Below are 3,179 nucleotides of genomic sequence, written 5' to 3'. Positions count from 1 at the left end.
TTTTTAAACAAAAAAAGCCGCAATCACAATTACGGCCACACGCAGGAAGTCTATTCACTTTTTCGCGAAAATTGATAGTAAACAAAGCAAGCAGTGATGACTAAGACAACTACTAAAATCACCATCAACCACTGGTCAATCATCCCTAAGATCTGGGTCCAAGCTCGGCCGGCAAAGTGGCCAACCACAATTAAAACCGTGTTCCAGACGAGCGTTCCAATTGTGGTTAACAGGCAAAAACGGCTAAATGAAAAGCCAGTCATTCCCGCCGGAATTGAAATTAGGCTCCTGACGACCGGAATACAACGGCCAATTAAAATGGCCTTGCCACCATGATTGTTGAAATACCTGGCGGCTTTCTCAATATCGGTTGGTTTCAGGTGCATCAGCTTACCGAAACGACCGGACACTAATTTTTCAATCTGTTTGACGCTCAGCAGCCGGCCCACCCCGTAAAGAACCATTGCGCCGGCTAAGGCACCAAAAGTGGCCGACAAAATGGATCCCCAAACTGTCAGTTTGCTGGTCACCGTCAAGTATCCGGTAAACACTAAAACCAGTTCGGATGGAATTGGCGGAAAGATATTTTCAATAGCGATTAAAAATGCAATTCCGAAGTAGCCATACTGATTGATCAGTTCAGTAATTGTATTTTCGCTCAAATTAATATCCTCATTTCATATTTTAAGTAAAGAAATTATACCATATTCGCCAACTACGTCTTTTCGACCCCACCTTTTTTGCCGTATAATTAACCTAAGCAATAAAGGAGGATCAACATGAAAACTGTCAAAATTGGAAACACAAGTTTTGAAGCTTCAGCAGTTGCACTGGGTATCATGAGAATGGCTGGGATGGAAACGGCAGATGCCGCAAAATCAATTGAAGCCGCAGTCGATTCCGGAATTAATTTTATTGATTCAGCCGATATTTATGGTGATGGTCAATCAGAGACTAAATTCAAGGAAGCGTTGAAGGCTTCTGGCGTTTCACGTGACCAACTCTTCATTCAGTCCAAAGGTGGCATTATTTTGGATCCGGAACGTAGTCACGATGGCTTAGTGTTTGGTCAGCGGTATGATTTCTCCAAGCAACATTTGATTGACGCCGTTGATGGCATTTTGGAAAGAATGGGCATTGACTATCTGGACTCATTCCTGCTTCATCGTCCAGATCCATTGATGGAGGCAGACGACATCGCCGAAGCTTTTGATACATTGCAGCGTGAAGGCAAGGTTCGTCATTTTGGCGTATCCAACTTCAACCCGGAACAAGTTGAAATGGTCCAGTCATGGATTAGCCAACGCCTGATGATTAACCAATTACAATTTAACGTGGTTCATTCTGGGATGATCAAGGAAGGCATGCACGTTAACATGGTCGATGATGCAAGTGTCATGCACGATGGCGGCATTATGGAGTACTCGCGTCGAAAGAACATGACGATTCAAGCGTGGTCCCCATTCAACTATGGCTTGTTTGAAGGCATGTACATCAATAATCCGAAGTTTGAGAAATTAAACGATAAGTTAGCCGAATTGGGTGACAAATATCACGTCTCAAAGAATGCGATCGCAACGGCCTGGATTTTGAGACACCCGGCCCATGTCCAAGTATTACTGGGAACAATGAACCCAGAACATATCAAGGATAGCGCGGCGGGTGCTGATATCGAGTTAACCAAGCAAGAGTGGTATGATCTGTTCTTCGCGGCGGGAAATGTGCTGCCATAGAAATAGAGAGTGCGACGAGCAACGGTTTGACACGGAGAACTAAGGGTCCTCTAATTGAAATCCTGATTTTGGATTTTAATTAGAGGACCTTAGATCGCAGTGTCAGTTGCGTCGGAGCACGTTTTTCAAGGTAAAAAGAAACAGCGTTCAAAGCAACCACCAATCACTTCCCTACAGAAAAAACAAAAAATGACGGCCAAAAAGAAAACTTGGCCGTCATTTTTGCGTATATATAAAGTGATGGCAAAAAAGCCATTGTTGCTTTCCCCGGCAAATTGCACACAAGTGTGCATACTCTCCTTACACGCTTGCCTTCAAGCATCCCTTTCTGGTATGTTTGAAGGTGAAGCTTACATATAGAATCGAGGACAAACCATGAGTCAACATAAGAAGTATCATCGCAGAAAAAAATCTACCCTGGGCCTTAAAAGCATCGTCTCATTGATCGTTATTCTCGCCGGCATGTGGTTTGGATTAGGCCAACAACCGACCAGTCTCAATTCAATAGTTAGTCAGATTTCCAGTTCTTTATTTCACACCAGTAAAAGCGTTCCAAGCGACCAATTGGCGAAACTTGACTATCATTCCGGAGATCCCAGTTATATCTTTGTGAACCATAATAAAGCCCAACTGGATCCCAACTCATGGAAAACCAACAAAGTGATTTATGCCAACTTGGACAATTTTAACCGGACCAGCACTGGCAATTTAGCCTACTTGGAACCCAGAAACGTGGTCTCCGATGAGAATCGCGTTCGTCAGTACGTTGAGCCGACTGCTTGGCACCAGAAGTTTGTCAACGGTCAGCCAATCATTAACCGGGGCCATTTGATCGCCTATTCGATTTCTGGCGGAATCAGTTCTTCCGGGCAATATCAACCCAATGACATTTCTGGTGATCAAAATAACCCCAAAAATCTATTTACCCAGACAAGCTTTTCCAACCAACGCATTCAGACCATCTTTGAAAGTAAAATCCGCGAGTCGCTTCGTAAGGGTAATAAGGTTATCTTCTTTGCCAAACCAATTTTCCGGGGAAATGAGCTAATGGCGAGAGGAATTCACTTGGAAGCCATTTCAACCAATCGATCGCTTAATTTCAACGTCTACTTATTTAACGTTCAGCCAAATGTGCAATTTGACTACGCAACAGGTCGTTCACACATCGACCGGTCGATGACTGTTCCGGAACCGTAAAAAAACGAGTGCCGGATTAATTGGCAACTCGTTTCATTTATGTTAATGATTTTAAGCCCGTTGTGCGCCATCAATCACAAAGTCGGCACCATTGGCAAATTTCGATTCGTCGCTGCCAAGATAGACACAAATTTCACCAATATCAACCGGTTCACCCATATGACCAACCGGAATGGTCTTGGTAAGTGCTTCTTCATAGCCTTTAGGGACGATATCAGTGGCAATCCAACCTGGGTGGACATTGTTAAC

Annotated in this window: 4 protein-coding genes; 2 read left to right on the top strand and 2 right to left on the bottom strand. The window is 43.8% G+C overall.

What is annotated here, in order from left to right; all coding sequences use genetic code 11:
* Positions 1 to 50: 50 nt before the first annotated feature.
* Complete coding sequence (locus tag AB3112_RS10035) at positions 51 to 662, bottom strand: DedA family protein (protein ID WP_084973063.1); 612 nt, start codon at positions 660 to 662, stop codon at positions 51 to 53.
* Between the two features lie 117 nt (positions 663 to 779).
* Here AB3112_RS10035 and AB3112_RS10030 point away from each other — a divergent pair, with 117 nt between their 5' ends.
* Both AB3112_RS10030 and AB3112_RS10025 read left to right on the top strand, forming a co-directional pair.
* Positions 780 to 1,733 carry an aldo/keto reductase family oxidoreductase gene (locus AB3112_RS10030; protein ID WP_084973065.1) on the top strand — a complete coding sequence of 318 codons (954 nt, stop codon included), beginning with the start codon at positions 780 to 782 and terminating at the stop codon, positions 1,731 to 1,733.
* Between the two features lie 375 nt (positions 1,734 to 2,108).
* Positions 2,109 to 2,930 carry a DNA/RNA non-specific endonuclease gene (locus AB3112_RS10025; RefSeq protein ID WP_057910012.1) on the top strand — a complete coding sequence of 274 codons (822 nt, stop codon included), beginning with the start codon at positions 2,109 to 2,111 and terminating at the stop codon, positions 2,928 to 2,930.
* A gap of 51 nt (positions 2,931 to 2,981) precedes the next feature.
* Here the strand turns inward: AB3112_RS10025 and AB3112_RS10020 are convergent.
* Positions 2,982 to 3,179 (bottom strand): SDR family oxidoreductase (locus tag AB3112_RS10020; RefSeq protein WP_367334415.1); only part of this gene is annotated, 198 nt, incomplete at its 5' end.

Source organism: Lentilactobacillus sp., from assembly GCF_040773105.1.
In the GTDB taxonomy this organism is placed as follows: Bacteria; Bacillota; Bacilli; order Lactobacillales; family Lactobacillaceae; genus Lentilactobacillus; species Lentilactobacillus parabuchneri.
This window is presented reverse-complemented; position numbering and strand designations above follow the sequence as displayed.